Origin of the sequence: Methylobacterium sp. Leaf113, assembly GCF_001423325.1 — a bacterium.
Taxonomy (GTDB): Bacteria; Pseudomonadota; Alphaproteobacteria; order Rhizobiales; family Beijerinckiaceae; genus Methylobacterium.
Window position 1 is genome coordinate 59,363 of record NZ_LMNJ01000011.1, and the last position, 24,294, is coordinate 83,656.

The 24,294-nt window shown below is 67.8% G+C and carries 22 protein-coding genes; 9 read left to right on the forward strand and 13 right to left on the reverse strand.

Annotated features, from left to right (window positions below; genetic code table 11):
• Positions 1-7: 7 nt before the first annotated feature.
• The 3 genes from gcvH (at position 8) to ASF60_RS09015 (ending at position 4,078) form a co-directional block, all read left to right on the forward strand.
• Positions 8-370, forward strand: coding sequence for a glycine cleavage system protein GcvH (gcvH, locus tag ASF60_RS09005; protein WP_056183581.1), 363 nt, complete (start codon positions 8-10; stop codon positions 368-370).
• Positions 371-657: 287 nt separating this feature from the next.
• Positions 658-3,504 carry an aminomethyl-transferring glycine dehydrogenase gene (gene gcvP, locus ASF60_RS09010; RefSeq protein ID WP_056183583.1) on the forward strand — a complete coding sequence of 949 codons (2,847 nt, stop codon included), beginning with the start codon at positions 658-660 and terminating at the stop codon, positions 3,502-3,504.
• A gap of 61 nt (positions 3,505-3,565) precedes the next feature.
• Entirely contained in the window at positions 3,566-4,078 is a 513-nt protein-coding gene (locus tag ASF60_RS09015) for a methylated-DNA--[protein]-cysteine S-methyltransferase (protein WP_056183586.1), read from the forward strand.
• A 7-nt stretch (positions 4,079-4,085) separates the two neighbouring features.
• On the opposite strand, the gene ASF60_RS09020 is transcribed toward ASF60_RS09015, so the two are convergent.
• On the reverse strand, positions 4,086-4,793 hold the full coding sequence (locus tag ASF60_RS09020; protein ID WP_056183589.1) for a GyrI-like domain-containing protein: 708 nt from the start codon (positions 4,791-4,793) through the stop codon (positions 4,086-4,088).
• A 276-nt stretch (positions 4,794-5,069) separates the two neighbouring features.
• Between ASF60_RS09020 and dapF the strand changes: the two genes are divergently transcribed.
• Positions 5,070-5,963 carry a diaminopimelate epimerase gene (gene dapF / locus ASF60_RS09025; RefSeq protein ID WP_056183591.1) on the forward strand — a complete coding sequence of 298 codons (894 nt, stop codon included), beginning with the start codon at positions 5,070-5,072 and terminating at the stop codon, positions 5,961-5,963.
• A 1-nt stretch (position 5,964) separates the two neighbouring features.
• On the forward strand, positions 5,965-7,209 hold the full coding sequence (gene mtaB, locus ASF60_RS09030) for a tRNA (N(6)-L-threonylcarbamoyladenosine(37)-C(2))-methylthiotransferase MtaB (RefSeq protein WP_056183593.1): 1,245 nt from the start codon (positions 5,965-5,967) through the stop codon (positions 7,207-7,209).
• Positions 7,210-7,245: 36 nt separating this feature from the next.
• Here mtaB and ASF60_RS09035 read toward each other — a convergent pair whose 3' ends face one another.
• Entirely contained in the window at positions 7,246-7,947 is a 702-nt protein-coding gene (locus tag ASF60_RS09035) for an RluA family pseudouridine synthase (protein ID WP_056183595.1), read from the reverse strand.
• 41 nt (positions 7,948-7,988) lie between these two features.
• Between ASF60_RS09035 and ftsY the strand changes: the two genes are divergently transcribed.
• Entirely contained in the window at positions 7,989-9,464 is a 1,476-nt protein-coding gene (ftsY, locus tag ASF60_RS09040) for a signal recognition particle-docking protein FtsY (RefSeq protein WP_056183597.1), read from the forward strand.
• A 58-nt stretch (positions 9,465-9,522) separates the two neighbouring features.
• Positions 9,523-10,140: a septation protein A gene (locus ASF60_RS09045; RefSeq protein ID WP_056183647.1), complete on the forward strand. Its 618-nt coding sequence runs from the start codon at positions 9,523-9,525 to the stop codon at positions 10,138-10,140.
• 10 nt (positions 10,141-10,150) lie between these two features.
• On the opposite strand, the gene ASF60_RS09050 is transcribed toward ASF60_RS09045, so the two are convergent.
• Positions 10,151-10,696, reverse strand: coding sequence for a Crp/Fnr family transcriptional regulator (locus ASF60_RS09050; protein WP_056183599.1), 546 nt, complete (start codon positions 10,694-10,696; stop codon positions 10,151-10,153).
• 872 nt (positions 10,697-11,568) lie between these two features.
• On the opposite strand from ASF60_RS09050, the gene ASF60_RS09055 reads away from it, so the two are divergent.
• Positions 11,569-12,285, forward strand: a complete 717-nt coding sequence (locus ASF60_RS09055) for a Crp/Fnr family transcriptional regulator (RefSeq protein ID WP_056183601.1) — start codon at positions 11,569-11,571, stop codon at positions 12,283-12,285.
• 37 nt (positions 12,286-12,322) lie between these two features.
• On the opposite strand, the gene ASF60_RS09060 is transcribed toward ASF60_RS09055, so the two are convergent.
• From ASF60_RS09060 to ASF60_RS09080, 6 genes are all read right to left on the reverse strand, one after another.
• Positions 12,323-12,934, reverse strand: coding sequence for a DsbE family thiol:disulfide interchange protein (locus ASF60_RS09060; protein ID WP_056183603.1), 612 nt, complete (start codon positions 12,932-12,934; stop codon positions 12,323-12,325).
• Positions 12,931-13,107, reverse strand: a complete 177-nt coding sequence (ccmD, locus tag ASF60_RS23525; protein WP_082507830.1) for a heme exporter protein CcmD — start codon at positions 13,105-13,107, stop codon at positions 12,931-12,933. The genes ASF60_RS09060 and ccmD overlap by 4 nt, the downstream gene beginning before the upstream one ends.
• A gap of 63 nt (positions 13,108-13,170) precedes the next feature.
• Positions 13,171-13,992 carry a heme ABC transporter permease gene (locus tag ASF60_RS09065; RefSeq protein WP_056183605.1) on the reverse strand — a complete coding sequence of 274 codons (822 nt, stop codon included), beginning with the start codon at positions 13,990-13,992 and terminating at the stop codon, positions 13,171-13,173.
• An 88-nt stretch (positions 13,993-14,080) separates the two neighbouring features.
• On the reverse strand, positions 14,081-16,408 hold the full coding sequence (locus tag ASF60_RS09070) for a PAS domain-containing sensor histidine kinase (RefSeq protein WP_082507831.1): 2,328 nt from the start codon (positions 16,406-16,408) through the stop codon (positions 14,081-14,083).
• 43 nt (positions 16,409-16,451) lie between these two features.
• Positions 16,452-17,261 carry a Crp/Fnr family transcriptional regulator gene (locus tag ASF60_RS09075; protein WP_056183607.1) on the reverse strand — a complete coding sequence of 270 codons (810 nt, stop codon included), beginning with the start codon at positions 17,259-17,261 and terminating at the stop codon, positions 16,452-16,454.
• A 328-nt stretch (positions 17,262-17,589) separates the two neighbouring features.
• Positions 17,590-17,838, reverse strand: a complete 249-nt coding sequence (locus tag ASF60_RS09080) for a hypothetical protein (protein ID WP_056183609.1) — start codon at positions 17,836-17,838, stop codon at positions 17,590-17,592.
• Positions 17,839-18,084: 246 nt separating this feature from the next.
• Here ASF60_RS09080 and ASF60_RS09085 point away from each other — a divergent pair, with 246 nt between their 5' ends.
• Positions 18,085-18,300, forward strand: coding sequence for a hypothetical protein (locus ASF60_RS09085; RefSeq protein ID WP_056183611.1), 216 nt, complete (start codon positions 18,085-18,087; stop codon positions 18,298-18,300).
• Between the two features lie 252 nt (positions 18,301-18,552).
• On the opposite strand, the gene ASF60_RS09090 is transcribed toward ASF60_RS09085, so the two are convergent.
• The 4 genes from ASF60_RS09090 to ASF60_RS09105 all read right to left on the reverse strand — a co-directional run bounded on the left by ASF60_RS09090 (position 18,553) and on the right by ASF60_RS09105 (position 24,083).
• Entirely contained in the window at positions 18,553-18,822 is a 270-nt protein-coding gene (locus ASF60_RS09090; protein ID WP_056183612.1) for a DUF6894 family protein, read from the reverse strand.
• Positions 18,823-19,063: 241 nt separating this feature from the next.
• The gene (locus tag ASF60_RS09095; protein ID WP_056183614.1) at positions 19,064-20,125 is read right to left on the reverse strand and encodes a hypothetical protein; all 1,062 of its coding nucleotides are present in this window, start codon (positions 20,123-20,125) and stop codon (positions 19,064-19,066) included.
• Positions 20,126-20,421: 296 nt separating this feature from the next.
• Entirely contained in the window at positions 20,422-20,847 is a 426-nt protein-coding gene (locus ASF60_RS09100) for an RES family NAD+ phosphorylase (RefSeq protein WP_244477078.1), read from the reverse strand.
• 128 nt (positions 20,848-20,975) lie between these two features.
• Positions 20,976-24,083, reverse strand: coding sequence for a penicillin-binding protein 1A (locus ASF60_RS09105; protein WP_056183616.1), 3,108 nt, complete (start codon positions 24,081-24,083; stop codon positions 20,976-20,978).
• Between the last annotated feature and the right edge of the window lie 211 nt (positions 24,084-24,294).

A 24,294-nucleotide genomic window follows, 5' to 3' on the forward strand; every position in this document is an offset into this window, starting at 1 on the left:
GAGAGCGATGCGGAAGTTCACGGACGAGCACGAATGGCTGGACTGCGCCGGCGACGTGGCCACGGTGGGCATCACCAGCCATGCCGCCGAGCAGCTTGGTGACCTCGTCTTCATCGAGCTGCCGAAGGTCGGCGCCCGGCTGACGAAGGGCGAAGCCGCGGCGGTGGTCGAGTCGGTAAAGGCCGCCTCGGACGTCTACGCACCTGTCTCCGGCGAGGTTACGGAGGTTAACGAGGCAGCTGTGGCCGACCCGTCCAGCGTGGGTGCCGATCCGCAGGGCGCCGGCTGGCTCTATCGCATCCGCCTCGACGATCCCGCCAGCCTCGACGAGCTGATGGACGAGACGGCCTACGCGGACTTCGCGAAGTAGCGCCCCGCTGGCGCATGACGACGACCGTCTCCCTGCGCGCGCCTTTCAAGTCGCCGCAGGCGACCCCGGACTCCAAGGGGCGCTCCAGTGGCGTGCAATCTCGAACCGCCTACGGCGCCGGACCGCGCACCCTATGCGGTTCTGGATCCGGGGCTCCGCTGCGCGGACCCAGGATAACGCGGCGCTTCGGGCGATTACCGGACACCCCATTCGCGACGCCCGCTCCCGTTCGCAAAGACACGTGAGAGCGTCGGCGCAGTCCCGACAATTCACCATTCGAGGCCCCCATGACCACCGACCGCTACGACCCCTACGATTTCGCCAACCGCCGCCACATCGGTCCAACGACGCAGGAAATCGACGCGATGCTCGGCGTCGTGGGCACGGACAGCCTGCACGCTCTGATGGACGAGACCCTGCCAGCCGACATTCGCCAGGAAGAGCGCCTGGACTTCGGGATCGCCATGACCGAGCGCCGGGTCATCGAGCACATGCGGGGCATCGCCGACAAGAACCGGCTCCTCGTCTCGCTGATCGGACAGGGCTATCACGGGACGACGATGCCGCCCGTGATCCAGCGCAACATCTTCGAGAACCCGGCCTGGTACACCGCCTACTCGCCCTACCAGCCGGAGATCAGCCAGGGTCGGCTGGAGGCGTTGCTGAACTTCCAGACTCTGGTCTGCGACCTCACCGGCCTCGACATCGCCAACGCGTCGCTCTTGGACGAGGCCACCGCCGCGGCGGAAGCTATGGGCATGGCCCAGCGCATTGCCGGCAACGGGAAGACGACCTTCTTCGTGGATGCCGAGTGCCTGCCCCAAACCATCGCAGTGCTGCGCACCCGCGCCGCGCCCCTGGGCTGGACGATCGTTGTCGGCGACCCCGCGACCAATCTCGATCCGGGGCAGGTCTTCGGCGCGATCTTCCAGTATCCCGGCGTCTGCGGTGGCATCCGCGACCTGACACAGCCCATCGCCGACCTGCACGCGGCCGGCGCGGTCGCCGTCGTGGCGGCCGACCCTCTGGCGCTGACGCTGCTGACCTCCCCCGGTGAAATGGGCGCCGACATCGCCATCGGCTCGATGCAGCGCTACGGCGTGCCGATGGGCTACGGCGGCCCGCACGCCGCCTACATGGCGACCCGCGACGCGCACAAGCGGACCCTGCCGGGGCGCTTGGTCGGTGTTTCGGTGGATGCCCGCGGCAACCGGGCCTACCGTCTCGCGCTCCAGACCCGCGAGCAGCATATCCGCCGCGAGAAGGCGACCTCGAATATCTGTACCGCGCAGGTCCTGCTCGCAGTCATCGCCGGCATGTACGCGGTGTTCCACGGCCCGCGCGGTCTCAAGGCCATCGCCGCCCGCGTCCACCGCGACGCCGTGCGCCTCGCCGCTGGGCTGGAAGCCCTCGGCTTCACGGTGGAACCGGAGCACTTCTTCGACACGATCACCGTGCGGGTCGGCGCCTTCCAGAGCCTGATCCTCGGACAGGCGGTGGCCAACGGCGTCAACCTGCGTAAGGTCGGCGACGAGCGCATCGGCATCACGGTGGACGAGCGCACCCGCCCCGACATCCTCCAGGCCGTGTGGCGCGCCTTCGGGGCCAAGGACCCGGCCTACGACGAGGCCTGGCCCGAAGCCCGCCTACCGGAAGCCCTGGTGCGCACCTCCCCGTATCTGACGCACCCGATCTTTCACATGAACCGGGCCGAGAGCGAGATGACGCGCTACATGCGCCGCCTCGCGGATCGTGACCTGGCGCTGGATCGAGCGATGATCCCCCTCGGCTCCTGCACGATGAAGCTGAACGCCACCGCCGAGATGCTGCCGATCTCCTGGCCGGAATTCTCTGAGATCCACCCCTTCGTCCCGGCAGACCAGGCGCTGGGTTATCGGGCGCTCATCGACGACCTCTCCGAAAAGCTCTGCGCCATCACCGGCTACGACGCGATCTCGATGCAACCGAACTCGGGGGCGCAGGGAGAGTATGCCGGGCTTCTCGCCATCCGGGCCTACCACCTGTCGCGGAACGAAGCGCACCGTACGGTCTGCCTGATCCCATCCTCGGCCCACGGCACCAATCCGGCCTCGGCCCAGATGTGCGGCATGAGCGTGGTGGTGGTGGGCGCCGACGCCCAGGGTAACGTCGACCTCGCGGACTTCCGCCGGAAGGCCGAGCAGCACGCGGACAAGCTCGCTGCCTGCATGATCACCTATCCGTCGACGCATGGAGTGTTCGAGGTGCAGGTCCGCGAGATCTGCGACATCGTCCACGGCCATGGCGGGCAGGTCTACCTCGACGGAGCCAACCTCAATGCGCTGGTGGGCCTTGCCCGGCCCGGTGACATCGGCGCCGATGTCAGCCACCTCAACCTGCACAAGACCTTCTGCATTCCCCACGGCGGCGGAGGCCCCGGCATGGGCCCGATCGGCGTCAAGGCGCACCTGATCCCGTTCCTGCCCTCCGACCCGCAAACGGGTGAAGAGGGCGCGGTCTCGGCCGCCCCCTACGGCTCGGCCTCGATCCTGCCGATCTCGTGGAGCTACTGCCTGCTCATGGGCGGGCGCGGCCTGACCCAGGCGACCCGCATCGCCATCCTCAACGCCAATTACATCGCGGCCCGCCTCGCGGGCGCCTACCCGGTGCTGTATTCCGGCGCAGGAGGCCGCGTGGCGCACGAATGCATCATCGACGTGCGCGCGTTCCAGAAAAGCGCGGGCGTCAGCGTCGATGACATCGCCAAGCGACTGATCGATTGCGGCTTCCACCCGCCGACCATGTCCTGGCCGGTGGCCGGTACCCTGATGATCGAGCCCACCGAATCCGAGACCAAGGGCGAAATCGATCGCTTCTGCGATGCCATGCTGGCGATCCGCGAGGAGATCCGCGCCATCGAGGAGGGGCGGATGGACAAGGCGAACAACCCGCTGAAGCACGCGCCCCACACGGTCCGGGACCTCGTCGGGACCTGGGAGCGTCCCTATTCCCGCGAGGCCGCGTGCTTCCCGTCTGGCAGCCTCGGGATGGACAAGTACTGGCCCCCGATCAACCGCGTCGACAACGCCTATGGCGACCGCAATCTCGTCTGCTCCTGCCCGCCGATGGATTCCTACAGCGAGGCAGCGGAGTAGGGCGCGCGTGCCGGCGCCACCTGCTCCATTCCGAGCGCGTCGCGCCGTGCTAGGAGGGGCCATGTCCCGAATGCGCTACACAACCCTGCCCAGCCCCATCGGCACCCTCGTCCTCGTGGGTGCGGACGGACGCCTCGCCTGCATCGGTTTCCCCGCCGGCAAAGGCGCTGTGACAGTGGGTTCCGACTGGCGACGGGACGATGCAGCCTTCCCGGATGTGCGCGCCCAGCTGGGTGCCTATTTCGGTGGGTGCCTCACACGGTTCAAGGTGGAACTCGCTCCGCGCGGTACGCCGTTTCAGCTCGAGGTCTGGCGGGCCCTCACCGAAATTCCGCCGGGCGAGACGATCTCCTACGGCGAACTCGCCCGACGGATCGGCCGGCCGCGTGCCAGCCGAGCCGTCGGCGCGGCCAACGGCGCCAATCCCTTGCCCATCGTGGTGCCCTGCCATCGGGTCATCGGTGCAGGCGGCGCCCTGACTGGTTTTGCCGGCGGCCTCGATACCAAGCGCTTCCTGCTGGCACTCGAACGCGGCCACGGTCGCACGCAGCTGGAGCAGATATTTCGACCCTGATACCCGCCTATTTCGGCAGGGCGTAGATGTTCACGTCCAGCTTCTCGTCCGCCTTGTCGTTGAGATCGGTGACGTATTCCTCGATGAACCGGTCCTGCACCACCACGTCCTTGGCATCGAGATAGGCCGTCAGAGTCTCGTAGGTGCCGTCGATCTCGTCGTAGGAACCCTTGTGCGGGAAGCGCAGGGCCTTGCCGCTCGGCGTGGTGCCGAAGCGCAGGCCGTCGGTTTCGGCCGGCTTCGGGTCCGGCATTGCGGCGATCGGGATCATCGCGTCGTACTGGAAACCGTCATCATCGGTCTTGGCGAAGACGGCGATCGGCCGGCCCACCGGCCGAATGCCGGCCTTGGCCAGATCAGCTTCGATCCGCTGGAAAGCGGCCTTCAGGCTCGGCACCGCCTCCTCCCACTTGGCCCGGCCCGCCAGGATGGCGGCCGGCTTGGCCGGCAGCGAGACCTCGTCGACGTCGTTGGCGTCGCCGGGCGTCGCGACCAGTGTATCGCGTCCCGCAGCCGGCGGCATGGCGGAGGGAGCAGCACCCGCCTGGGCGGGGACCGGGATATCGGCCGTTCCCGGCGTCTTCGGATCGGGATTGGTGGTCGTCGGCAGCGGGTTCGTTGCGGCCGGCGGCGGTGACTGAGCAAGAGCAGGTGCGGCAGCATCAGCGATCGAGAGCGCGAGGCACCCGGCGAGCGTGCGGGCCAGCAGCGTCAAACGCGACTTGGAACGTGTGCGGGTCAAGGCGAGGGCTCCGGAACGTCGCTGGGGCGCGGATGACGTCGGATCGGCGACGCGATTCCGAGGTCAGGAATCTAGTGGCGACAGGAGCGATCGGCGAGGGATCATCGGTGTCGCGACGCACGAAGCCTGCAGGGCGCGGCGCTTCTGCAACGCAGCTCTGGCGCCGGCCCCCGTGCGTGCGGGCGCGCTTTGCCCTATAGCCCTGGGGCGTTGAACACACCGGAAGACAGACGAAAGAGACTAGGCGGCATGAGCGAGCTCGCCCATCGACGGTTCCTGAAGATGCACGGAGCCGGCAACCGGATCGTGGTGCTGGATCTGCGCGGAGCCTCCACGCAGGTCGCTCCCGGGGAGGCGCGCGCGATCGCGGAGCATCCACGATCGGCCTTCGATCAGCTCATGGTCATCCATGATGCCCGCACCCCCGGCACAGACGCGTCCCTGCGCATCTACAACACGGACGGTTCGGAATCCGGTGCCTGCGGCAATGGCACCCGCTGCGTCGCCTACGCCATGTTCGATGATCCGGCCATGGCGCGCCCGGCGGAGAGCGGTCGGCTGCTCCTGGAGACGCAGGGCGGGTTGGTGGGCGTTAAGCGCGTTGCCGAGCGCTCCTTCACCGTCGACATGGGTCGGCCGAAACTGGCCTGGAACGAGATCCCGCTCGCCGAACCGTTCCAGGATACGCGGCGGATCGAGCTGCAGATCGGGCCGATCGACGATCCGGTCCTGCACTCGCCGAGCGTCGTCAACATGGGCAACCCGCACGCGATCTTCTTCGTGGAGCACGACCCCGACAGCTACGATCTCGCCCGCATCGGCCCGATGCTGGAGAACCACCCCATCTTCCCGGAGCGGGCCAACATCTCGGTGGCGCAGGTCCGCGGGTCGGATCGGATCAAGCTGCGGGTCTGGGAGCGCGGGGCCGGGTTGACGCTCGCCTGCGGCACGGCCGCCTGCGCCACCGTGGTGGCGGCTTCGCGCCTGCGCATGATCGGCCGCGGCGCCACAGTAAGCCTGCCGGGCGGCGACCTGGTCATCGAGTGGCGCGCCGATGATCACGTCCTGATGACCGGACCCGTGGCTCTCGAATGGGACGGCACCTTCCCGCCCGAGCTGTTTTCGCACGTGGACGCCGCCTGACATGGCGGTGGAAACCCTGACCTTCGGATGCCGCCTCAACACCGTCGAATCGCAGGTGATGCGCGAGCATGCGGAGGCGGCTGCGATGCACCGCGACCTCGTCATCGTCAACACCTGCGCGGTGACGGCCGAAGCCGGGCGCCAATCGCGAAAGGCCATTCGCCGCCTCGCCCGCGAGCGTCCCGGCGCGGAGATCATTATCACCGGCTGTGGCGCGCAAGTCGAGACCGCCGCCTACGCGGCGATGCCCGAGGTCGCACGTCTCGTCGGCAACGATGCGAAGAGTCGCGCCGAGACCTGGGGCCCGCTTTCGTTGTCAGCGGAACGGATCGAGGTCGACGACATCATGTCGGTGCGCCGGGCGAACTCCACCCGGATCGCCGGCATCGCCGGGCAGACCCGCGCCTTCGTGCCCGTCCAGAACGGCTGCGACCATCGCTGCACCTTCTGCATCATTCCTTTCGGGCGCGGAAACTCGCGCTCCGTCCCGATCTCCGACGTCATCGACCAAGTCGTCCGCATCGTCGCGGCCGGCGGCCGCGAAGTGGTGCTCACCGGCGTTGATCTCACGGCCTATGGCCGAGACCTCGACGCACCCCCAAGCCTGGGCCGACTAGTTCAGGCTATCCTCGCACAGGTCCCGGATCTCGGCCGGCTCCGTCTCTCCTCCATCGATTCCATCGAGGTCGATGATGCGCTGATGGAGGCGATTGCGGGCGAAGCGCGGCTGATGCCGCATTTCCACCTCTCCCTTCAGGCCGGCGACGACCTCATCCTGAAGCGGATGAAGCGTCGCCACGCCCGTGCCGACGCGATCCGGTTCTGCGACGCCGTGCGGCGATTACGGCCGGGAGCGGTGTTCGGCGCTGACCTGATCGCGGGCTTTCCGACCGAAACCGAAGCACAGTTCGCCCGCTCCCTCGACCTCGTGGACGCGTGCGGGCTGACCCATCTGCACGTCTTTCCGTACTCGGCCCGCCCCGGGACACCGGCGGCCCGAATGCCGCCGGTGCCGGATGACATCGTGCGGGAGCGCGCGGCCCGCCTGCGAGAGGCAGGCGCAGCCGCCCTGGCGGTCCATCTCGCCAGCGAGGTCGGGCGCACCCACCGGGTGCTCACCGAGCGCGGTGGGATCGCGCGGACCGAGGGGTTTACCCCCGTCCGCCTGTCGTCCGACACACCGGCGGGCCGGTTTCTCGATGTGACGATCACGGGGCACGACGGACGGGTGCTCATCGCGTCCTGAAGGCTGAGCGTCGATGCCCCAGTCAGGCTCCGCCGCTCACTGCGCGTAGCCGCACGTCTCCAGCCTCGAGCGCATAGGCCCGGGCACCGGCGCTTCCACCGTGATCGGCGGCTTCTTCGGGTATAGCGGAAGGCGCAGGGCCCGGGCATGCAGCTGCAGCCCGGGACCGCCGCTGCGGGGGCCGGCACCATAGATCGGGTCGCCGAGGATCGGGTAGCCCATCGCCGCGCAATGGACGCGAAGCTGATGCGTCCGGCCGGTGACCGGCGAGAGGGCGAGCCAGGTCAGGCCATCGCCGCGCCCCAGAACGGTGTAGCGCGTCAGGGAAGGATCGCCCGCCGGATCGGCTTTCATCCACCAGGAGCGCGGATCGTCGGAGCGGCGTGCAAGTGGCAGATCGATCGTACCCGACTGGTCGGATGGCCCTCCCTCCACGAGGGCCCAGTAGGTCTTCTCGACAGTGCCGCTCGCAGCGAACAGCTTGTTCAGGCGCGCCAGCGCCTTGGCGTGGCGTCCGAGCGCGAGGCAGCCGGAGGTGTCCCGGTCGAGCCGATGCGCGGCCTCAGGCCGTCGGGGCAGGCCGAAGCGCAGGGCATCGAGATGGTCGGTGAGGGTTTCGCCCCCCTTCGGCCCGGGATGAACGGGCAAACCCGCCGGCTTGTCGATGACGAGCACCAGGGCATCGCGGTAGAGGAGGCGCGCGCCTATGTCTGTTACGAGGGCATCGGCTGGGGACATGGCCCTGCGCTAACCATGCCGGGTCCGGGGAGCAAGCGGGAATGAGCGAAGACAAGAGGCCGGGCTGGCTGCTGCGCAAGATGTTCGGCACCAAGGAGGAGCCGCGTCCGGCACCGGTACCAGTTCAGCCGCCGGACCCGAAGCCGCCTTCGGCAGGGACTCTGGCGCCCGCTCCACAGCCGGTGCCTGAGCCTGTCGTCGCACCCGTAGCCCCCCCACCCGAATCCCCAGCCTCGTTCTCCGAAGGACAGCCAGACTTCGCCACCGCCGCGACGGATGTGTCCCACGTGCCACCGCCGCCGGGCGAGCCCGGCACAGGGACGCCGGACAAGAACGCGGTGCCTGACGAACTCGAAGGAGCCGACCTGCAGCCGGTGGAGGGTGCCGAGGAGCGTCCCCCCGCCGGTACGGCCGGTGACGACCCGAACCGGGGTGCCGAGGCCGCCGATACGACGACCCAGGCGTTTGCACCCGAGCCCGCGCAGGCACCGGACCTTCCGTCCGAGCCAGTGCAGGTACCGGATCTGAAGCTTGAGCCGGAAGTCGCGACCCAGATCTTCATGCCCGAGCCGGACGCGGCTGCGGAGGAGCCCAAGCGCGGGTGGTGGAGCCGCTTGACCGGAGGCATGAAGCGCACGTCCTCCGCGCTGACCGAGCGCGTGACCGGCCTGTTCACCAAGCGCAAGCTCGATGCCGATACGCTGGAAGAACTGGAAGACGCCCTGATCCAGGCTGATTTCGGTATCGAGACCGCCATGCGGATCTCCGAGGCCGTGGGCAAGGGCCGTTACGAGAAAGGCATCTCACCGGATGCGGTGCGCGAGATCCTCGCAACCGAAGTCGAGCGGGCGCTCACCCCCGTGGCCATCCCGTTCAGCATCGACACCACGAAGAAGCCCTTCGTGATCCTGATGATCGGGGTGAATGGAGCCGGCAAGACCACCACCATCGGCAAGCTCGCGATGAAGCTGAAGGCGGAAGGTCATTCCCTCATGTTGGCCGCGGGCGACACGTTCCGGGCCGCGGCGATCGAGCAGCTCAAGGTCTGGGGGCAGCGCACGCAGACCCCCGTGATCGCCAGGGCCCAGGGCGCGGACGCGGCAGGCCTCGCCTTCGATGCCTATGAGGCTGCCAGGGCACAGGGCACCGACGTACTGCTGATCGACACCGCCGGACGGCTCCAGAACAAGGCCGGCCTGATGGCGGAACTGGAGAAAATCCTGCGGGTGATCCGCAAGATCGACCCGGAGGCCCCCCACGCCGTCCTCCTCGTCCTCGACGCCACCGTGGGTCAGAACGCGCTAAGCCAGGTCGAGCTGTTCTCGAAGGCCGCCAACGTCACAGGCCTCGTCATGACGAAGCTCGACGGCACCGCGCGCGGCGGCATCCTGGTCGCGCTCGCGGCCAAGTTCGGCCTCCCCGTCCACTTCATCGGGGTCGGCGAGGGCGTTGAAGATCTCGAGCCCTTCGAGGCCCGGGATTTCGCCCGCGCCATCGCCGGGCTCGACGCCATTTAGGCGACCGAGCGCCACGTCACAGCCCACAACGGCCGGGACTGCTATAGATATGGACACCATGCAGATCGAAGCCATTCCCCCGCGCCGCCATCTTCCGCCCCTGCTCAAGCTCGCGCTCGAGCTTGGGCCGCTGATGGTCTTCTTCTTCGGCAATGCCTATGCCGAGCGCCTCGGCGTTCACCCCGACCAGAAGCTGTTCGTGGCCACCGGAGTCTTCATCGCCGCGACCGTGGTGGCGCTGGCAATCCACTACGCGTTGATGCGGAGGCTTCCCATCATGCCGCTCGTCTCGGGCGTCGTGGTGGTGGTGTTCGGCGGCCTGACTCTGGCGCTGCAGGACAAGACCTTCATCATGATGAAGCCCACCATCGTGAACACGCTGTTCGGTCTCGTGCTGCTCGGCGGTCTCGCGTTCGGAAAATCCCTGCTGTCGGTCGTGCTCGATTCGATGTTCACCCTGACCGAGGATGGCTGGCGCAAGCTCACCTTCCGATGGGGCGTATTCTTCCTGGTACTGGCGGTCCTGAACGAGGTGGTGTGGCGAACCCAGACGGAGGATTTCTGGGTGAGCTTCAAGGTGTTCGGCATCATGCCGCTGACCATTGTCTTCGCATTGGCCCAGACGCCCCTCTTGATGCGCTACGAGCGCAAGGAGCCCGGCGCAGACCCGGTCTGACCGGACCCCATCAGGGGATTCCTAGGATTCGGGTATATTCGAGTTCGGGAACCCCATAGGAAGCCCCGGCAATCTCCAGCAGCGCCGTGCGGTCCCTGATGTCGACGCCGCCGCGCCGTGTCTTCAGGCCCCCGGTGAGTTCGAGCACGCGCAGACCGGTGGTCACCCCCGCCCGTCGCACGCCGAGCATCAGCGAGAGCATCTCGTGGGTCAGCGGCAGATCCTCACGATCGGCACGGTCGTGGCACATCAGAAGCCAGCGCGCGAGGCGTTGCTCGATGGTGAAATGGGCATTGCAGAGACCGGCCTGAGCCAGCTGCACCGCGAAGGCCTGGGCATACCGCAACAGGTAATCATGCAGGGGCCGGCTCTCAGCCAGCACGCCCCGGAGGACATCCGCTTCGATCCGCAGGGCTCGGCAGGGCACCTGAACCAGGGCCGTATGGGGCGAGGCATCGACGCCGTTCAGCAGGGTGATGCCAGTCATGCCCTCCGGCCCGACGATGCCGGCCTCCGCCTGGGTTCCATCTGCGCCGTGCGCGACGACGGAGATCATGCCAGGTTCCGGGAAATGCGCAGCGCGGATCGTGACACTAGGTGCCTCAAGGACGGCACCCTGATCGAGCGAGCACCGGACGAAATGCGATCGAAGACGCTCGAACTCAAGCGGCGGCAATGCGCGAAGGAGGCGGTTACGGACCTCAGATTGAACGATGAACGACGTCACAACTCCGGCACTCGATAGGCGAGAGTGCAAACGCAAGGTCACCCGCAACCCGAATTCATTTCAGGCAACGCAGTGGACATGGCACACGGATTTAACACAGGGAAGAGAACGTGGACTTATATTTTTGTCCGATTTCAGACAAACCTAGATATTTGCAAGATGAATTACAACCGTAAGATCGAAATAACCTAAGTAATGTCGATTTTTATCGATTTTTCGCCGCGATCGCCGGCCACAGCTTCTCCGCAAGTTCACTCGCGGGGATTGTGTGCCGGCTTTCGGTGAGACTTGGTAGTCCCGGCCACAGCGGTGATGGCCTTCAGCAGTAGACGTGACCCGGGCTTATAAAGCGACGGACAAAGGGGCTTGTGGGCTCGGACCATGAGCGGAACCAGATCGCGAAACGCGACGCCGACATCGGGGAGGCGCACGACCTGAAGCGCCGCGCTTCAGGAGAGGACGACTCCTTCGCGCTCGCTGAAAGAGCAGGTGAGATCCGACACGGATGTCTCTGTTTTCACGTACGATAGCGGACTGTAGGGCCCCAGCGCAGACAAGGTCCAGAGCCAGAGATTGTACGACATAGTACAGACCCCGGACTGTGCGGTTCCTTCACACCCCGATCCAGCTATGAGGGACATCCATCCCTCCTCCCGAGCAGCAAAACGTTCGATGGCTGCTCTATCGAGCCGCTACGTTTCATGCCGGTGCCGTCTCAGCGATATGTCCGAAACCAGCTCCTCAGCATCCTGGGTGGTGATGATTATGGGGCCATTCAGGCTGTCGCCGAGAGCGTGATGCTCGGCCGGCGGGATATCCTGATCGCCGGCAAAAAGACGATCACCCACGTGTATTTCCTGGAAGCCGGGATCGCCTCGGAGATTGCCGCCACTCCGGAAGGGCGCCGGATCGAGGTATGCATCACCGGACGCGAGGGTATGGTCGGGGTCCCGTTACTGCTCGATGTCGACCGAACACCGCATGAGACCTTCGTGCAGATCGAGGGCGAGGCCTTGCGGATCGATGCCGCAAGCTTCCGGACCCTGATCGAGGAACGGCCGAACCTGCGACGCACCTTCGCGAACTACGCCTACGTGGCCCATCTGCAGACCGCCGGCACGGCCCTCTCCAACGGCAGCCATACCCTGGAGGAGCGCCTCGCGCGCTGGCTGCTGATGTGCCACGATCGGGTCGATGGGGACGAGTTTCCCGTGACCCATGAATTCCTCTCGACGATGCTCGGCGTGCGGCGGCCTGGCGTCACGACGGCGATCCACAGCCTCGAGGGGGGCGGCATGATCAAGGCCCGGCGCTCGCACATCCAGGTCTTGGATCGGGAGAAGCTGAAGACCGCGGCGGGAGACAGCTACGGCGTGCCGGAGATCGAATATGGGCGCCTGATCCGCACTGGACGCTGAGCGTTCCGGTGCCCGATTCGTCCGCGGCTCTATCGGGTCAGCGAGACGGCGCCGGCGCAGTTCCGGCGGCCCGGATCTTGTCGAGCACGCCGGCATAACTCTCCGGTGTGAGGATGCCCACGAGTTTGTCACGGATCGTGCCGTCAGGCCCGATGATGAACGTCTCGGGCACGCCATAGACGCCGAAATCGATCCCAGTGCGCCCTTCCATATCCAACCCCACGGCCTGGAACGGTATGCCGTTCCGGGTCAGGAAGCGGCGGCCGTTCTCGGGCGTATCCTTGTAGGCGATGCCCACCAGGTGCACGCCCGGCTCGCGTGCGAGCCGCATCAGTTGCGGGTGCTCGACCTGACAGGGGGCGCACCAGGATGCCCAGAAATTGACGACGGTAACGTTGCCCAGAAGGTCGGCGCGAGACACGCCAGGGATTGAAGCTCCGTTGGTGGCCAGACCCGGCAGACCGGGAAGAGCGAATTCCGGGGCCGGCTTACCGATCAACGCGGACGGAATCGCTGCGGGGTCCGCGCCCGAGCGCAGACGCAGGAAAAAGATCGCGGCCAGGACCGCGAAGGTGACGAGGGGCAGGATCACCAAAAGCGAGCGGCGCGCGGGCTCCGCCCGATGCGTGGCAGGGTCGATCGGGCTCATGGGCGCACTCCCGCCCCGTCCTGCGATCCCCCCTGCGACCCATCCTGAAAACGCGCAAGGGCCCGCTTCTGGGCAGTGTGATCCCGTCGAGCGCGCGCAATCAAGGTGCCGATCACCAGAGCCGTGAAGGCATAGGCGGCGAAAATGTAACCGGCATGCGGTCCAACGTTCATGATCGAAACTTCACCATCAGCGTTGCAGGAAATCCGACCTGTTCGTGAGGACCTGCGCCGTCCTCACAGGCCTTGCGCCACGCGCCCGACTGGCGCCTGACTCAGGGGAATGCTGCGTCCAGGCGCGACCGAGGCGGCGGTTCCGGTGGACATCCCCGCATCAAGCTGCTCCGCCTCACGCAGGGTCAGGGCACGAACCCGGCGGCGCAGGATCTCGGTGCGCATGGCAGAGAGGTGCAGGGTCACCCCGAGCACCGTGAAGGCCAAAATCATTTCGAGCAGGGGATAGAGCATGCTCGGATCGATCGACGAGCCACCCATGCGCATGATCGATGCGGGCTGGTGAAGCGTCGACCACCAATTCACCGAGAATTTGATGATCGGCAGATTCACAGCACCGACCAGGGTGAGAATGGCGATCGCGCGTGCAGCCCGGTTCGGATCCTCGATCGTCCGCCAAAGCGCAATGATCCCGCAATAGATCAGGAACAGCACGAGCATCGAGGTCAGACGCGCATCCCAGACCCAATAGGTGCCCCACATGGGCTTGCCCCAGAGAGACCCCGTCACGAGACAGATGAGGGTGAACGCCGCCCCGATCGGCGCCGCAGCGCGCTGGGCCACATCCGCCAGAGGGTGGCGCCAGACCAGGGTTCCGATCGCGGACACCGCCATCGCGCCGTAGAAGAAGACGCCGAGCCAGGCTGCCGGCACGTGGATGTACATGATCCGCACGGTCTCGCCCTGCTGATAATCGGGCGGGACGACGAACCACGTGAGCGACAAACCGACGATCAGGAGCAATCCTGAGACCCCGGCGAGCCAGGGCATCACGGGTTGCGTCCAGCGCAGGAAGTGACCGGGATGAGCGAGGCGATTCCACATGGTTGCGCCCTCTACCCCAGGGTGCGGTGCGGCGGCAATGTGGGGGTTACGCGCAGGCGGCCCGTCCCGCCTCGGTCTGTCCGCGTGCTTACCCATTCGCCTGGAAGCCAGCCAGCGGTGCCACCACGCAGCAGATCAAGCCCGCAGGCGCATAGTCGAGGCTGATGGTGCCGCCGACGGCACCGACGAGGCCGCGCTCGATCAGGCGCGAGCCGAAACCCTTCTGCAGGGGTGGCGTCACCCGTGGCCCGTTCACTTCCGACCAGGCCAATCGAACGGTTGGGCCGCCATCCGCCTCCTCGATCGTCCAGGCGAGGCTGACACGACCGTCGGGGAGTGAGAGGGCACCGTACTTGGCCGCGTTGGTCGCCAGTTCGTGCAGCATCAGCGCCAGCGACAGGGCTGCCTTCGATCCGAGCAGAATCGAAGGGCCCACGAAGTCGAAACGCCCGGGCTGACGGTCATCGTGGATCGAGAGTGCACCGCGCATCACCGCCTCCATGTCGGCGCTCTCATGCACCCCGGCGAGCAGGATGTCGTGCGCCTTGCCCAGGGCGATGAGGCGGGCGGCCAGCGCCTCCTTGGCCGCATCCATGTCGGTGACGTTGCGCAGGGTCTGCGAGGCGATCGCCTGGACCATGGCCAGAGTGTTCTTCAGACGATGGCTGAGTTCCCGGTTGAGGGTGCGCTGCTGCTCGTCGGCCTCGATCCGGGTCAGGCCGCCCCAGGCGCGCTCGGCCACCTCGCGCGCGAAAGTGATCTCTCCCGCACTCCAGTCGCGGACCTGCCGGTCGAGGACGTAGAGGATACCCACCAGACGGCCGCGCCGGAGAACCGGTACCTTGATCACGGCACGCATGCCGAGCCGGGCATAGCCCTCCGGATCGTCGACGCGATCCGGCGTCGCCACGATGTCGCCGACACTGATGACGTCGCCCCGCGCCAAGCGCTCGATGCTCGCGGCCAGGGTCGACCGGGACGGCGTCGGCAAGCCAAGGGCACGGGTCGGATCGTCCTGCGCCTCGGCGGTCCAGTCGGGGTTGAAAGCGGCGATCTGACCGCCGGGATCGACCTGGGCGTAACCGGCGCGGGTGACGCCGAGCGTGCGGCCCAGGCTCTCGGCCGTGGTCGTCACCACGTCGGCGTGGGTCTGCATCTCACGCAGGCGGTCGCTGAGCGCGATCAGGGCCTCGCGGCGGGCATCGGCCCGCTTCTCCTCGGTGATGTCCTCGATCATCGCGGTGGCGTGGACATCGTCGCCGAGGCGCTGGGAGACGAGGTTGACCCGTGCCCAGATGATGGTTCCGTCCATGCGACGGTAGCGCTTCTCCAGGCGGAGTTGCAGGGTTTGACCGGTGGAGAGGCGCTCGTGCAGGGCGACCCGGGCGTCGTCGTCCTCCGGTGGCGTCCAGCGCGCGAGGGACTGCCCGAGGATCTCGGATTCCGGCGCGCCCCAGATCTCGCAGAGCTTGGCATTGACCGCGAAAGCGCGGACGGTGCGGGGATCGAACTGGACGATTCCGATATTGGCGCCCTGGAACACAGCCCGGAACTGGGCGGCGGCGCGGTTGCGCGCGGTCAGGTCGAGCATCGCTCCGATCATCCGGATCGGCTGGCCGGCCGCGTCGCGGACGACGTAGCCGCGGTCGAGCACGTCGGCGTAGGTGCCGTCGGCGCGCAGGAAGCGGTAATCGTGGTTCCAGGCCTCGGCGCCGCCCGCGATGGCGGCCCGGATGTCGGCTTCGACAGCGGCGCGGTCGTCAGGATGGAGGCGGCCGAGCCACCAGGCGCCGGTGGGCTCGATCTGATCCGGCGCCCAGCCGTAGGCGGTGGTCAGCGCCTCGTTCCACTGGACGGTGTCGGTGGCGAGATCCCAGTCCCAGATCGCGTCGTTGGTGGCGCGGGCGGCGAGACGGTAGCGCTCCTCCGTGGTGCGCAGCGCGATTTCGGCGCGTTTGGCATCGGTGATGTCGCGCATCGTGCCGACGAGACGGACCGATCGGTCGGCCCCCGGGACGCGTCGGCCGCGCGCCGATATCCAAAGCGGTCGCGTCGAGGTCGCGACACGGAACTCGCAGTCGAACGTCCCGGCACCGTCCGGGTCGAGGGCACCCCGCATCGCCGACTCCACGGCCGCACGATCCTCGGGGGCCAGCGCGTTCAGGAAGGTCTCCCGATAGGTGACGGGGTCCTCCGCTGCCAAGCCGAACAGGTCCCGGATCCGGGCGTCCCAGCGGAGGCTCTGCGTGGCTAGGTCGTGATCGAAGATGCCGATGCCGGCCGACTCGACCGCCAGTCTGAGACACAGCGTCTCGTCGGCGCGGTCGAGCGCGCCGGGCAGGAGACCGCCCCCGTTGGTCGGGGACGGCCCCTCCGGGGGCTGGCCGGGCAGCGTGGGGGCAGCGCGCTTCTTCATCGGGAACGGGACGGGGATTCGGGATCTCGAGGCGGGGAGGGGGTCAGGCCGGTTCCGGGGTTGCGAATTCCCGGTGCGGATCGGTTTCACGCTGGCCGGGCGGCGGTTCCACCGCGACCAGAATCCCCCCGGGGTCGTAGACCGCGCCCAGCACGGTCTCGTAGTGGCGACGGACGACGCCGTGGCATTCGCAGGCGGCGCTCTCCGCGAGCACCCGGCTCTGCACCGTGATGCGGCCGCGGCCGACCTCGATCAGACCCTGACGCTGCAGCGCGTGCAGGATGCGGGTGAGATAGGTTCGCTGCACGCCCAGCATGGTGGCGAGGAGTTCGTGCGTGACCGGCAGGACGTTGGTGCCGATGCGGTCCTGCAGGGTCAGGAGCCAGCGCAGGCAGCGCGCCTCGATCGGGTGAAGGGCGTTGCAGGCCACCGATTGTAGAACCTGGGCGAGCAGGCAGTCGCCGTAGCGGGTGAACAGGTTGCGCAGGGCCGGGGATTGTCGCTTGGCCTCCTGGAGGCGCAGGGCGTCGAGGTGCAGGACCGGGCCGACGATCTGCACCACGGCGCTGGTCGAGGCCGGCAGGAAGCCGCTGCTGACGATGGCGCCGACGGCCCCCTCGCGGCCCACCGTGGCGACCTCTGCGCTCCGGCCGTCGCGCATGGCGACGATGAGGGTGACCACCGCCTGACGGCATGGGAATGCGATGGCGGTGACGTCGCTGCCGACCTCGAACAGGGACTGGCCCCGCTCGCGCCGCGACAGCGTCAGGTGAGGTTCGAGGAGCGCACGATCCTCGGGCCGCAGGCCGTCGAGGAGAAGATTGCCCGTGAGAGGATCGAGGGCCGGACTCATGCGACGCGCTGTGTTCACCGTATGTCTCTCCGGCCTCTAGCGCACAGCCGTCGCATCCGTCTGTCTGTAAGTAGACCCTAGCTGAGACAATTTTGTCGTTTTGATGGGAACCTGCGCGGAAAGACCTGTTTGAGGCCGTCCAAGCATCGGATGCCGGTGTCGTGCAGGTCTGGGAAGTCTCGGCTTCCGACGCCGACGCGCAATCTTGACACACGCAGTCTTGGCAGCCGCAACCGAGGTCGGATCGGTCGTCGCGCTTCGACGCGGGCTGAACCAAAAAGGTTCAGGCCAACCGACAGGCTTCGACCAAGCCTCGACCAAGTCCCGATCAGGCTTGGCCGGCCTCGTCGCCCTCGCCGATGCAGTCGAGGGCGCGCTCGACCGCCGTGACGGCGTCGAGGAGGTTCTGGACCGTGCGCTCGACCTCGCGGGCCGGGCGCCCCATGGCAGCGGCCCGGGCGCTCACGATCTCCAACTGCTCGAGGAGCGCGAAGAGATCGTCGGCGACGGCCACCACGTCGGTGACCACGACCGCGGGAGCGGGGGGGCGTCGGAGGAAGGGGACCACGTTGCTCATCGACGCTATGTCTCGCGTGTTCCTGGCCAAAGCGCCAGCCTGACGGCCCTCGGATTCCACACGTTCACCCCCCATTCGGCCGCTTCCTTGCCGAGGTGGTGAGCGTTTTCGTGTCGCGGCGACATCAGTGCGGCAGGAACCTGAGACGATTCGTTAGGCTTTGGCCCTGTCGAGCGGCCGCCGGCTTGACGGGGATGCGGGCCGGGCAGCACCACGGAGACCGCTTTCCCACCAGGATCTCCACCGATGCGCCTCGCTCCACTCGTCCTTGCCGCCACCCTCCTGGGCGGCCTCTGTGCCTGCAACAGCGACAGCCCGAGCGGGCGCGGCGGCGTCTCCGACGCCTTCGACGCCAGCAACTATCGCCAGTCCAGCAACACCAACGGCACCCAGACCCGCCGCGACGTCAACCGCCAATACACTCAGCCGTCGATGCCCTCGATCGCCAATCGCGGAAACTGAGGCGAAGGTCGGTCTCACCCCTCCCGGGGGCTGGGTGAGACCGATGCCTCGGCGATCGGGTTCGCCGAGGCCGCCTCCAGGCCAAGCCCGCCTCCAGGCCAAGCCGACCTCAAGTCCCAAAGCGCGCTCCGGCTCGGTGCCGAGACGGTCGAGCCCGCGGAGCATGAACCGCCGCTTCATCGAAGCCGCGCGGGAGGCTGGCGCCCGCGAGGACAAGGCAGGGATCGCGCCGCCAGGAACGTCCCGAAAGACCTAGAAGTGGTCCGTCTGACTGTGGCCGGAAATCGAGACGACCGGCGACTCGATCACGCTGAAGTCGAGCCAGAGCATGACCAAACCCTGCGCATTCGTCACTTCCAGCCGCCACTCCCGGCACGAGCTGACATGCGCGGCGTTCTCCAGGATGATCCGGCCGGCGACGCCGATCGCCTCTATCCGCGCCGCATCGAGGCTATCAAGCTCCGTTCCGATGCGATCAAACCACGTTTTCCCGTCGTGCATGTTGAAATGAAAGCGCGGCATGTCCTGCCTCGTTGACGGGGAGGCGGGAGCATCTGCGCTCTCACTCGCGAGCATGCCGGTGATAGGGCGAACGATTGCCCGCACCGTGAGCAGGTATTCTCTATGCCGCTATTTCATGCGTTGATCCGATCGTCAGATCGACGCTGTGTCGCAGGCGGATAGGCGAGCGGCAGCATCGTTGAAGACACCCTGAACGTTCCTCATGATGTCTTCGATGAGGAACGGTGACGTGATCGACCGCTCAGTTCTTCGCCAGCGCATCCGCGAAGGCGATCATGCGGTTTCGGGCGTAGGTCGGCAGGCCGGCGCTGATCGAGGTGCCGGTGTTGAAAGACGAGTTGCCCATCAGCACCTGCGCCGGCAGCAGGTTCTTGAGCACCGGCACGCGCGCGTATTCCTGCTTGCGGTCAAGGACGTCGCCCTTGATCGCCAGCGCCACGTAGGTGGTCACCACGGTCTTGCCCGGATCGCCCGGCATCGGCTGGAACACCGCCAGGAACTTGCCGAAGCGCAGGATCTGGTTGACCCAGAAGATCGTCTGCTCCAGCCCGCCGGTCACCGGCGTGTCGATCTTCGTGAGGCTGTCCAGAGTTGCGGTCTCCGCCGGGGGCAGGGTGCGCAATTCGCTCTGGAACGAGACGAACTCGGCGATCTTCTTCGAGGCTCCGTCCTCCAGGCGGTTGGCGAGCTTCACGCCGAGCGGCAGCTTGCCTTCGAGATCGTAGCGCGACTCGATGCAGGTGGTGCCGGCCTCGCACCAGGGCCGGTCGGGCCGCTTGGCGAAGGCGGCGGCCGGGTCCTTGTTCGGCGTCGCGTCGGCGGGGTTGAGAGCCTTGTGCTTGATCACCGGGTCCATCTTGGCGACGAAGCCGAGGGTGGCGTAAGCGGCGAGGTCGATGCTCTCCGGGGCCTTCGCCACCACGAAGCGCCCCTGCGCCACGTAGACCTTCAGGGTCTCGTGCCGGCGCTTGGCGACGCCGTTGAGGGTCTGCATGTAGTCGGGCTCGACGTAGCCCGGATGCGGCGCCAGCGCCGCCCGCTCGCCGGGACGGAGCTTGCCCCAGTCGAGGTAGGGCACGAGGCCGTTCTCCGGCTTGGTCGGATCGTCGCGATGGTCGGTGAACAGGATGGTGCCGGGCTTCAGGCTGGTCACGCCGGCCGCCTCGATGGCGGGCACGTCCTTGATCCGCTCGCTACCCGCGGGGCTCGCGGGCGCCTGCAGCTTCATGCCGTCCTGGGCCAGAGCCGGGCGCAGGGTGCCGGCGCCCGTCAGGGCGAGGGCCAGGAGAAGGGTTGCGGGCATTCGCCCATGCGAAAGGTGCCTGTCCAAAACTTGCCTGTTCACGTCGGGGCCTCAGAAGTCGGGGGCTACTGGATTCACACGACTTTGACGAGACTAACTTCGCCGAGAGACCGTGTGATGGCGCTCACCTCCGGGTGAGCGTAAGGCGCACCAGACTCCCCCTCCTTCCAGGAGGCGGGACCGGCGCAGCCCGCGAGACGTGGGAATGCCGTCGAATCGGAGGAGGGGTGTGGAGTCCGGCGCCGGCACGCGATCCGTCGCGTCGGGCGGGGCGGCTTTCGCACCCGGCCGACCGGTCACAAGCGCACCTGCGGCGCGCCCGGAACGTTCCAGTGAAACAGGACGAGGTGCCAGAGGCCCGGCGCCTTGCGCGACGGATCGATCAGGCCCTGCGCGCCCTGGGCGGCGATCCAGTCGCGGGCGCGCCAGGACGACGGCGCGCGACCTTCGGCGAGGTCCTGCTGCCAGTCGCCGAACGGCTCGCCGGCCATCGTCCGGACGCGTTCGGCGGCATCCGGGTCGCGCAGATCGAAGACGGCATCGGCCTGAACCCACAGGGTGAGAACGGATTTTTCCGGGTCCGTCGCCGTGGTGTGGGCGCGCATCGCCGCATCGATCCCGGCCCGCGATGCGCTGAGATACAGCGTGCGCTGATCCGGCCGCGAATATCGTCCCGCCCTCTGTGACCCGGACAGCGCCGCCCCGACATGAGCCGGCGCCACCGCACGATAGAAAATGCCCGCGACCGAGCCGAGACCGCCAGGGGTCGGGCGGAACTCGGGCTGTGATGACTCGGGCCGGGACGACTCGCGGCAAGACTCGGAGGATGACAACGGATCCCTGACAAACGTTAGAAGCGCGGCTCGTCGCCGAACAGGTAATCGGGATCGCGGCGGCGCTGGCGCGGCCTGACCTCCTCGTCGTCGCCGAAGGGCGAGAGCTGGGTGCCCGGCCAGGGCTGGTAGGTCTCGGATTGCGCCCGGCGGTTGCGGCGCTGGCCGTAGGGATCGAGCAGATCCGCTTCGGACTGCGCCCGGCGCCGATCGTAATCGGCGGGTGCCTGCGGCCGATCGTAATCGGGCTGCGCCCGACGTCGCTCATCATCAGGCTGCGCCCGTCTGCCTCCATCGAGGCCCCCGAACAATCCGCCCGCAACATCGGGGGCGTCCTCTTCGGGACCGAGATCGCCGTCCTCCGGGTCGGGTCGCATGGCGGTGCGGGTCTCGCGCGGCAGCAGCTTGTACTGGGTGTCGGCCATGCGGCCGTCCTTGATCCGGAAATGCTCCTGGAAGCCGCCGCCCGCGACCCGCTCGCCGCTGCGCGGATCGATGCTGGCGTCGGCGAGCGATTGCTGCGCCTCCGGCGAGGGCGGGGCGAGGGGGGTGCGCGGCACGCCGTTGGCCCAGGCCGCCTGCAGGATGGTGCCGGCGATCGGCACCGCGAGGTGTCCGCCGGTCTGGCCGCGCCCCAGGGTCTTGCGGGTGCCGTCGGCGTTGTCGTAGCCGACCCAGACCACGATCGTGATCTCGTTGGTGAAGCCCGCGAACCAGGCGTCGTTCTCGTTCTCCGAGGTGCCGGTCTTGCCGGCGATCGACGCGGAGAACCGGGCCAGGGCCGCGGCGGTGCCGTGGTTGGTCACCCCCTGCAGCATGGTCTTGAGCTGGTAGAACGCCACCCGGTCCGCCGAGGCGATGCGCGTCGGCGCCCGGGTCTCTCGGGTGTAGAGCGCCTTGCCGTCGCGCTCGACCGATTCCAACGCGTAGGGCGCCGGCCGGGCACCCTCGTTGGCCACCGCCGCGTAGAACGCGGCCAGATCCACCATGCGCACCGGCTGCGCCCCAAGCACGAAGGGATAATAGCGCTCGCATTCGGCGTAGATCTGCGCCTCCAGGGCGAGGTCGCAGACCTTTTGCAGGCTGGCCGGGGCCTTGTCGGCGATGCCGCCCTGGAGCAGGCGGGCGGTGACGAGGTTCTTCGAGAATTCGAGGCCGCGCCGCAGCGTCGTGGCCCCGGCGCCCATGCCCTCGTAGTTCTTGGGTGACCAGGAATCGCCGATTCCGCCGATGGGCGGCAGGGTGATGGCGGAATCGAGCACCAGGGTGTTGGGCTGCAGGCCGGCGTTGAGCGCGGCCAGATAGGTCAGGGGCTTCAGGGTCGAGCCCGGCTGGCGCACGGTCTGGGTGACGCGGTTGAGCTGGCTCAGCGGGTAGGAGAAGCCGCCCGCCATGGCGAGGATGCGCCCGGTGCGGTTCTCCAGCACCAGGGCAGCGCCCTGAACGCTCGGGCGGACCCGCAGGTCGGCCCGGAGTGCCTTCGCGTTCGGATCGCGCAGCTTCACCCGCACCACGTCGTAGGGCTGAAGCTTGCCGCGGGCCGGGGCGGGCTCCAGGCTCGCGGTGCGTCCGTCGGCGAGGCCGACCTTGGCGCTGCCGCCGCGCCCGGTCTCGAGCACCACCGCCAGCGGCCAGTGCACATCGTAGAGCGCGGGCCTGGCCGTCTCCAGCGCCCGTTGCCAGGCCGGTTTCGGACGCTCGACCCTGGGGGCGGCCTTCTCGGCAGCGGCCGCGACCTTGCGCTCGGCCCGGGTTTTCGGAGCCGGCGCGGGCTTGGCCGCATCGCCGACGAGCAACGGTACGCCGAGGGGCGAGGCCTCGGCGGCCGGGGCCGCACCTTCGAGCTTGCGCACGGCCTCGGCGAGGTTGAGTTCCGGCCCCTCGTAACGGGCGCGGCCGGTCGATCGCTCGTAGGTGGCGAGCCCCTCCTGCAGCGCCGTCTCGGTGGCGGTCTGGAGGCCGGCATTGATGGTGGAGCGCACCAGGTGGCTGGCGGCGGTGAGCGACTCCACCCCCGCGAAGGTCCGCACCTCGCGGGCCAGGTGATCGACGAAGTAGAAGCCCGAATCGCGCCGGGCCGCCTCGATCGGCTTGAGGCCGAGGGGCGCATTGGCGGCCTCGCCGAGTTGCGCCTCGGTGATGACGCCCTCCTCCTTCATCCGCGCCAGCACGTAGGCCCGGCGCTCGCGCGCCCGGTCGGGGTACTTGTCGGGGCTGTAGAAGTTCGGGCCCTTGGGCATGCCGGCGAGGAGCGCGGCCTCCGGCACGGTGAGCTGGCCCACCGATTTGCCGAAGTAGCTGCGCGCCGCCATCTCGATGCCGTAGGCGCCGCGACCGAGATAGATGCCGTTGAGGTAGAGTTCCAGGATCTGCGGCTTGCCCAGGATGTGCTCCAGGCGGGAGGCCACGATCATCTCGCGGATCTTGCGCTCGTAGGTGACGTCGTCGCCGACCGAGAGGTTCTTGACCACCTGCTGGGTGATGGTGGAGCCGCCGGCCGGGCGCCCGGGGGAGGCGAGATTGCCGATGAAGGCGCGGATCACGCCGCGCTCGTCGATGCCCTTGTGGCTCTCGAAGCGCTTGTCCTCGGCCGCCACGAAGGCTTGTCGGACCATCGCGGGCACCTCGGCGATCGGCACGCTGAGACGCCGGCCATTGGCCTCGAAGGCCTCGGCGTAGCGCTTGCCCGATCCGTCGAGGATCAGGGACGCGCCGGGAAGCTTGCGCTCCTTCAGGGCCTCGGCCGAGGGCAGGTCCGCCACCGCCTTGTTGTAGAAGGCGATGACCTCGGCCGCGTCGAAGGGCGAATCCTTGGGTGTCTCGCCCTTGCAGAACTGGCGGTAGCTGACGTTCAGTTCGCCGATGTCGAGGCCGTGCAGGATTTTGGGCGCGCTCGCGCCGGCCACGGCGGACGGGTCCTCCATGGCGGTGGAGATCAGTTCGTCGAGGTTGATGTCCTCGATGTCGAAGGCCTTGCGCATGTGGGCGCAGCCGTCGCGCAGGATCTGCACCACCTCGGCCTTGTCGGCCACCGGATCGAACTGCGTCTTCACCGCATCCGGCCGCGTGGTGACCTGACTGAGCGTCAGCGCCGTCGCGAACAGCTTGATCAGAATGATGTTCATGCGGGCCGGGCTACCGGAGGTTGGGTCGTGTCGCACAACGGCCGCACGGTCCGAAGCGGGACCGCCGGCGCCAGCGCGGCAGATGCACCGCACAACGCGGCTGATTTAAGATGGCGGACGCGAGCGGATGCCGGCATCCGAGGCGATCGCCGTCCCGTCCCGGCAATCGGCCGGGACCGTCCCAGTCCGCCGGCAGGCGTGAGTGCCCAGC

Bases quoted from the DNA above. Each gene is read 5' to 3' on its own strand.
- ASF60_RS09015 (WP_056183586.1), top strand. From the start codon at position 3,566: ATGTCCCGAATGCGCTACACAACCCTGCCCAGCCCCATCGGCACCCTC.
- ASF60_RS09065 (WP_056183605.1), bottom strand. From the start codon at position 13,992: ATGTGGAATCGCCTCGCTCATCCCGGTCACTTCCTGCGCTGGACGCAA.
- ASF60_RS09105 (WP_056183616.1), bottom strand. From the start codon at position 24,083: ATGAACATCATTCTGATCAAGCTGTTCGCGACGGCGCTGACGCTCAGT.
- ASF60_RS09075 (WP_056183607.1), bottom strand. From the start codon at position 17,261: ATGAGTCCGGCCCTCGATCCTCTCACGGGCAATCTTCTCCTCGACGGC.
- ASF60_RS09045 (WP_056183647.1), top strand. From the start codon at position 9,523: ATGCAGATCGAAGCCATTCCCCCGCGCCGCCATCTTCCGCCCCTGCTC.
- ASF60_RS09035 (WP_056183595.1), bottom strand. From the start codon at position 7,947: ATGTCCCCAGCCGATGCCCTCGTAACAGACATAGGCGCGCGCCTCCTC.
- ASF60_RS09090 (WP_056183612.1), bottom strand. From the start codon at position 18,822: ATGCCGCGCTTTCATTTCAACATGCACGACGGGAAAACGTGGTTTGAT.
- ASF60_RS09080 (WP_056183609.1), bottom strand. From the start codon at position 17,838: ATGAGCAACGTGGTCCCCTTCCTCCGACGCCCCCCCGCTCCCGCGGTC.
- mtaB (WP_056183593.1), top strand. From the start codon at position 5,965: ATGGCGGTGGAAACCCTGACCTTCGGATGCCGCCTCAACACCGTCGAA.
- ASF60_RS09055 (WP_056183601.1), top strand. From the start codon at position 11,569: ATGCCGGTGCCGTCTCAGCGATATGTCCGAAACCAGCTCCTCAGCATC.
- ASF60_RS09050 (WP_056183599.1), bottom strand. From the start codon at position 10,696: ATGATCTCCGTCGTCGCGCACGGCGCAGATGGAACCCAGGCGGAGGCC.
- ASF60_RS09095 (WP_056183614.1), bottom strand. From the start codon at position 20,125: ATGCCCGCAACCCTTCTCCTGGCCCTCGCCCTGACGGGCGCCGGCACC.
- ASF60_RS09060 (WP_056183603.1), bottom strand. From the start codon at position 12,934: ATGAGCCCGATCGACCCTGCCACGCATCGGGCGGAGCCCGCGCGCCGC.
- ccmD (WP_082507830.1), bottom strand. From the start codon at position 13,107: ATGAACGTTGGACCGCATGCCGGTTACATTTTCGCCGCCTATGCCTTC.
- ASF60_RS09085 (WP_056183611.1), top strand. From the start codon at position 18,085: ATGCGCCTCGCTCCACTCGTCCTTGCCGCCACCCTCCTGGGCGGCCTC.
- ASF60_RS09070 (WP_082507831.1), bottom strand. From the start codon at position 16,408: ATGAAGAAGCGCGCTGCCCCCACGCTGCCCGGCCAGCCCCCGGAGGGG.
- ftsY (WP_056183597.1), top strand. From the start codon at position 7,989: ATGAGCGAAGACAAGAGGCCGGGCTGGCTGCTGCGCAAGATGTTCGGC.
- gcvH (WP_056183581.1), top strand. From the start codon at position 8: ATGCGGAAGTTCACGGACGAGCACGAATGGCTGGACTGCGCCGGCGAC.
- dapF (WP_056183591.1), top strand. From the start codon at position 5,070: ATGAGCGAGCTCGCCCATCGACGGTTCCTGAAGATGCACGGAGCCGGC.
- gcvP (WP_056183583.1), top strand. From the start codon at position 658: ATGACCACCGACCGCTACGACCCCTACGATTTCGCCAACCGCCGCCAC.